This window comes from Leyella stercorea (assembly GCF_019052365.1).
GTDB lineage: Bacteria > Bacteroidota > Bacteroidia > Bacteroidales > Bacteroidaceae > Prevotella.
In genome coordinates this window covers 1-6239 of record NZ_JAHQUY010000110.1, presented here as the reverse complement: position 1 = coordinate 6239, position 6239 = coordinate 1, and the positions used below count along the sequence as shown (strand labels likewise).

At 50.6% G+C, this 6239-nt stretch carries 7 protein-coding genes; 2 read left to right on the top strand and 5 right to left on the bottom strand.

Annotation, left to right across the window (positions count from 1 at the left end):
- Positions 1-71: 71 nt before the first annotated feature.
- Complete coding sequence (locus KTQ90_RS12565) at positions 72-410, top strand: DNA-directed RNA polymerase subunit omega (protein WP_007897570.1); 339 nt, start codon at positions 72-74, stop codon at positions 408-410.
- Positions 410-862: a DUF4293 domain-containing protein gene (locus KTQ90_RS12560; RefSeq protein ID WP_022157174.1), complete on the top strand. Its 453-nt coding sequence runs from the start codon at positions 410-412 to the stop codon at positions 860-862. The genes KTQ90_RS12565 and KTQ90_RS12560 overlap by 1 nt, the downstream gene beginning before the upstream one ends.
- Before the next feature lie 79 nt (positions 863-941).
- Here the strand turns inward: KTQ90_RS12560 and KTQ90_RS12555 are convergent, their stop codons facing one another.
- Genes KTQ90_RS12555 through KTQ90_RS12535 form a run of 5 tightly spaced genes read right to left on the bottom strand, consistent with a single transcriptional unit; the run spans position 942 to position 6050 of the window.
- Positions 942-2462, bottom strand: a complete 1521-nt coding sequence (locus KTQ90_RS12555; protein WP_217318715.1) for a glycoside hydrolase family 10-like protein — start codon at positions 2460-2462, stop codon at positions 942-944.
- 58 nt (positions 2463-2520) lie between these two features.
- Positions 2521-4533 carry a tetratricopeptide repeat protein gene (locus KTQ90_RS12550; protein WP_217318714.1) on the bottom strand — a complete coding sequence of 671 codons (2013 nt, stop codon included), beginning with the start codon at positions 4531-4533 and terminating at the stop codon, positions 2521-2523.
- 18 nt (positions 4534-4551) lie between these two features.
- Complete coding sequence (def, locus tag KTQ90_RS12545) at positions 4552-5115, bottom strand: peptide deformylase (RefSeq protein ID WP_022157177.1); 564 nt, start codon at positions 5113-5115, stop codon at positions 4552-4554.
- Between the two features lie 7 nt (positions 5116-5122).
- Positions 5123-5539: a Holliday junction resolvase RuvX gene (gene ruvX, locus KTQ90_RS12540; protein ID WP_217318713.1), complete on the bottom strand. Its 417-nt coding sequence runs from the start codon at positions 5537-5539 to the stop codon at positions 5123-5125.
- A 22-nt stretch (positions 5540-5561) separates the two neighbouring features.
- Positions 5562-6050 carry an SPOR domain-containing protein gene (locus tag KTQ90_RS12535; protein WP_022157179.1) on the bottom strand — a complete coding sequence of 163 codons (489 nt, stop codon included), beginning with the start codon at positions 6048-6050 and terminating at the stop codon, positions 5562-5564.
- Between the last annotated feature and the right edge of the window lie 189 nt (positions 6051-6239).

Sequence of the window (6239 nt, the reverse complement as noted above, 5' to 3'; positions counted from 1 at the left end):
TTGTTCACAAGATGAAGAAGAGTATAATAGCAGAATAATAGAATAGTCTAAAACTAAATATTTATAAATATATGGATTATAAAAAGTCAAAAGCGCCAGTAAACACAGTGACACGCAACATCATGGACCTCTGTGACCAGACTGGAAACATCTACGAGAGCGTAGCTATCATTTCTAAGCGTGCAAACCAGATTGCTGTAGAAATCAAGCAGGATCTCAACAAGAAGTTGGCTGAATTCGCTTCGTACAACGATTCGCTCGAGGAAGTGTTCGAAAACCGTGAGCAGATTGAAATCTCTCGCTACTACGAGAAACTGCCGAAGCCAACACTTTTGGCAACTCAGGAGTTCATTGAGGGTAACGTTTACTTCCGCGACCCGTCACAGGACAACAATCAGGAGCAGGCATAATGATACAACGTAAGCAATCGTTGTTCCTGCTGTTAGCCTTCATCGCCACGGTGGTTTGTCTTTGCTTGCCTATAGCAGAGATAGCACCGATGGGAATGGGCGGAAGCATCAAGCTCTACAACCTCTGCATCGTCACAAGCGCAGGTGCCAACTACTCCGTTTGCGGACTGTTCGGCATCCTCGTGATGAGCGCAGCGCTCAGCTTGGGAACAATCTTCCTCTTCAACAACCGAAAGCTGCAGAGCAAGTTCTGCGTATGCAACCTCTTCTTGCTCATCGCTTGGTACATCGTACTGGGAGTTACGGCACGCAACACGTCGTCCGTCGACTTCTCTTTCAACATCGCTTTCGCAGCTTGTCTGCCTGCCGTAGCTGCCATACTGGTGTTCATGGCACGCGCTGGAGTGATTCACGACGAGAAACTCGTGCGCGCAGCAGACAGAATAAGATAAGCGCTTTTACAATTTACAGATACAACAAAGGCTGGGATGCTATTGCTTCCCAGCCTTCGTTGTTTTATTGCGTTTAATCCTACAGCTTCAGCTTCTTCTTCACAGCCTTGCTCTCGTTGCTCATGCGGTCGAGCGCCGTAACGACGTATGTGTAGCGCTTCTTGCCGTCAACGTAAGGCAGCTTGTAGTATTCATTATCGGTTATAGTGACAATCTTCGTCGGGTCGTCAAGATTTATCTTCTCGCCCTTTTCGAAGCGATATACAACGAACTTGTGCACCTCGTCGTCCCAATGCTTAGCATTAGGCTTTGTCCAGAACAGTATGTATCCGTCGCAGGTCCACACTGGCTTTACCTTCTTCGGTTTCTTCGGCGCCTTCGAGTCGATAAACGGCATGCGTGGCTGAAGAGCCGGATAGCGCCAATACTTGTTGCGCAGCATTGTGCCGTAGTTGCCAACATTGTCTACAGCAGCCTTGGCGTACCAGAGCACGGTGCCGTTGACGTTTGGCAACTGCGAATGGAGCGCGAACTTTGCCGGCATCTGATTGCTATTCGGATTGTCGAGGTCGGCGAATTTTGCTGTACGCTCCACATCCTCGCCGATATACAGCGGACGGGCTGATGCGTAGCGATTCCACCACTCTATCAGCGTCTTGTAGTCGGCTGCCGAATGACCAATCTGCCAGTAAAGCTGCGGCACGCAGTAGTCTACCCAACCGTTGTTCACCCACAGCAACACGTCAGCATAGAGGTCGTCGTAGTTCTGTGTGCCCTTCGTGAGGCTGCCCACCTCTACACCCGGACGCTTGTTGCGATAGATGCCGAAAGGCGACACACCGAACTTCACCCACGGCTTCAGTCGGTGGATAGCCTCGCCGCACTCCTTGATGAACACGTTCACGTTGTCGCGGCGCCAATCGTCGCGGTTGGTGATGCCGTTGCTGTTGGCTGCATACTCGCGGTCATCGGGTATCTGCAGACCGGCTACTGGATATGGGTAGAAATAATCGTCCATGTGAATGCCGTCGATGTCGTAGCGCTCCACAATGTCGTCAACCACCTTAATAATATACTCGCGGTTCTCGCGTAAGCCTGGATTGAGGATGAAGAGGCCGTCGTAAGGGAACACGCGACCCGGATGCTTCATAGCTACATGCTTGGGGTCGAGGGTGCTCGTGAACTTGGTTTTTGCACGATACGGGTTCAGCCATGCGTGAAGCTCCATGCCACGCTTGTGGCACTGCTCAATCATCCACTGCAGCGGGTCCCAATAAGGCTGCGGCGCCTTGCCTTGCACACCGGTGAGGAAACGGCTCCACGGCTCAATATCGCTCTTATAGAGAGCGTCGCACTCGGCACGCACCTGGAAGAAAATGGCGTTCACACCGTCCTTCTGCAACTCGTCGAGCTGATAGGCAAGCGTCTGCTGCATCTTCTGGGTGGACATTCCGATGAACTGTCCGTTCACACACTGAATCCACGCTCCGCGAAACTCACGCTTCTGCGGCGTATAGCCGTTGCCGGCAGCAAACAGATTGGCACAGAACATCAGCAGTGCCAAGAAAAAGACTTTTCTTAAGTTTAGATTTTTTGTCATTATGATTGTACTGGTTATTTATATTCGATTTTCATCTTATTGAATATCAATCACAAGATTAGTTTTTAGAGGCGATGCGCTTTATAACGCTATAGGCATTATAAAGTCCGAGCTCGCCAGCCTTGCTCAAGTCGGCAATGCCTTCTTGCTGCGAACCATTCTTTATACGTGCCAATCCGCGGTTGTAATAAGCCTCTGCGAGTCCGTTATCAATGTTTATGGCGCGTGTGAAGTCGTCGATTGCCTGCGTGTAGTTCTTGTTGGCAAGCAGCGCGCAGCCGCGGTTGTAGTAAAGGAACTGGTTCTCGCGGTCGAGCATGATAGCCTGATTGAGGCAGTCGACAACCTTCGAGCGGTTGAGCGCGAAGCTCATATCGCGACCTTGCTTGTCGTTGTCCGTTGCGCCGTTCTGCATAGAGGCAGCTATACTGAACTCGTTAGCCATCGACTGGCAGTAGGCTTTATGCCAGAGAGCCAGCACGCAATTGTCGTCCGAACCGAGAATCGTATTCAGGTCGTTGAGCGCAGCGTCATAGTTCTGCGTCACGCTTTCGGCTACAGCACGCTGAACGAGCAGCGGCAAAAGGCGCTTCTCGTTGTGTTCGGCATTGATGCGAGTTGTGAGCGAGTCGACAACAGCAAGATAGCGGCGCGAGAGCGACTCGTCGAGGCGGTGCTGCTGGTTGTTCACGTATACATGAAGCGGCGCGTTGTGACGGTTGAATGCGTCGACAACCGGCGCAAATGGCTGGTAAGAGCGCACATCGTTTGTGTAGCGCACCAGTGAGAGACAGAACATAGGCAGCGGTTCGTTGCCCGTAGCACGGTCCTGAACACGTCCGCGATACTCACTCTTGTACTCGTGCTCGGCGGAGTTGTCATCAGACACCACAATCTGATTATACTTCTCCATATCAATCTCGCTGCGGCGGCGCATCTGCTTTGCCTTCGTAGCGGTCCAGCGTGGCTGCCTGCCTATATGCTTGTCCATCTGGGCCTTCAGAATGCGGAACTCGTCAAGCTCCGCCTTCGCCTTCATGCCAAGACGACGGTAGCAGTTGGCACGGCGCGCAAGACCGGTCCAGAAGTTGGGGAACTGCTTGATAACCGTTGAGTAGTCGCGGATAGCAGCACGCAGATTGCCTGTCTTGTCGAGCAATATAGCTCGGTTGAAGATGGCAAGCACGTTCTCGGGCTCCATGCGTATCACATAGTCGAAGTCCTCGATAGCGCGGTTGTCGTCGCCGAGATTCATGCGGAGCAGTCCGCGGTTGTAGTGAGCAAGGAAGTTGTTGGGGTCGAAGTCGAGCGCCGTATCATAGTCAGCCATTGCGCCGCGCAGGTTGTTGATGTTGTAGCGTGCCAACGCACGGTTCACGTAGTTGGCGGCGTTCTTCGGCTTAAGGTGAATCACCTTACTGAGATATGTGTCGGCGTTCTTCCACTCGGCACGCGAGAGTGCAATCATGCCGCGCATGTTCCATGCGTCGACGTCGTAAGGTGCCACCTTCAGACATTTGTCGAGCCACTTGTCAGCGGTGAGCGTGTCGGTCTGCAAAAGATAAACCTGCGCCTTCAGCGAGTAGGCACTGGCATACGACTGCCAGCGTGTAACGACGGTGTCGAGGTCGAGCTGCGCCTGTGCGTAGTCCTTGTCCTCAACACGGCAGAGCGCACGGTTGTACCACGCAGTCTGGTTCTGCGGATTAAGATTTATTGAGCGTGTGTAGTCGTCGATAGCCAGAGCGTAGCGCTTTTGTCTAATGCGGCAGAGTCCACGCAGCTCAAACATGTTGTAGATATACGGATTGAGTTCTATCGCACGCGTCACATCTGCCTCTGAGCCGGTGTAATCGTCGAGATAGAACTTGGCAAGTCCGCGATAAAACCAAGGCTCGTAGAGATAAGGCTTTGCAGCAAGAGCTTGGTTGAAATACTGTATAGAAAGCACATAGTCCTCATAGTACAATGCGCTCTGCCCCGAGATAATCAGACGGTTGGTATTGTATTGCGCCCGTACTTCGTGGAGCGGCAGAATGGCAAGTAATATAAGGACTATGATTTGCTTCATATAAATAAAGATGTGTTTTTATTTTCTGGGTATCTTCGTGCGGTAAGCACAGCGGAAACGGCCCTGCAGAAGGTCTTTGAGTTTGCCGCGTATCATCTGCTTGCGCATCGGCGATATACGGTCGACGAACACTGTGCCTTCGAGGTGATCGAACTCGTGCTGCATTACGCGAGCCAAGTAGCCTTCCACCCATTCGTCGTGTTCTACAAAGTTCTCGTCCTGATAGCGCACGTGGATACGTGTAGGACGCTTCACATTCTCGTGGATGCCGGGCAGCGAGAGGCAGCCCTCCTCCATTGACTTCTTCTCCGAATTCTCGTCGTACTCAAGAATGTGCGGGTTGATGTATGCGTGTCTGAAACCCTTGTACTCAGGATAATCTTCACTGAGCACGTCAATGTCAATGACGACAACGCGGATATCCAAGCCAATCTGCGGAGCAGCGAGACCGATGCCGTCGCTTGCGTCCATTGTTTCAAACATGTTGGCTATCAAGGTCTGCAGCTCAGGATAGTCGGGAGTGATGTCCTGTGCCTCCTTACGCAATACAGCGTTGCCGTAAGTATAAATAGGTAAAATCATAATTCTGTTATTTTCCCTTCATCCGAAGGTAATCTTGTAGAATAATAGTAGCACTGATTTCGTCGACAAGCGCCTTGTTCTGACGTGCCTTCTTGCTGATTCCACTATCAATCATTGTCTTGTGAGCCAAAACTGACGTAAAGCGTTCGTCGTAGAACTCAACGGGGATGTCTGGAAGCGTCTTGCGCAGCTTTGCTACAAACTGCTTCACACGAGGCAGGTTCTCGCTCGGTTCACCGTTAAGCTGTTTCGGTTCGCCCACAACGATGCGTTCCACGCTCTCGCGTGCAACGTAGCTCTGCAAGTAAGTCATAAGGTCGCACGTAGCAACTGTCGCCAATCCGCCGGCTATAATCTGCAGCGGATCGGTGACAGCTAAACCCGTGCGCTTCTTTCCGTAATCAATCGAAAGTATTCGCGCCACTATAATAATAATGTTTTAGAATTTATTTTTTGTAAAGAAGCCATGCACCAGGATACTGACCCATGAGCTGGTCACGAGACTGTGCTGCCTCAGCCTTTGTAGCGAATGTAGCAGCTACAACACGATAGAGGTTGCGCTCCGAGTTGTATACAATCTGAGCGTTCTTGCCTGCGGCTCTCAGCTGGCTCTGCAAGCCCTCTGCGTTAGCCTTCACGCCGAACGAACCTACTACAACGCTGAAGTTGCTCAAGCCCGAACCGTCAACGAGTGTGAAGTTCTCTGAACGAACCGATACGTTGTCAGAGTTGTCCATAACTGTTGTTTCCGTTGCAGGACGCTCCACCAGCGGAGCAACAACCGGAGTTTCCTCCTGAACAGGCTGAACAGCAGGCTGCTCCTGCTTTGCCTGAGCCTTCTCATAAGCCTTCTTGTATGCGCTCTCGCTTGACTTACAGCTTGTAAATGCCAATACAGCACAGAGACCTGCGCACAAAAACATATTCTTCTTCATATTCTTTTAATTGTTTAATTGATTTATCGTTTGTTGGTTTTATACATTTTGTTGCGAAATTACAAAATATATCATAAACAAAGGACTATTGCGTGCATAAAGTTTGTTAAATAGGACATAAGCTAAATTTTTCTGAAAAAGAATGACTAAAAAAGCAAAAAATAGCAGATTTGGGCTTTTGTTTTGAGT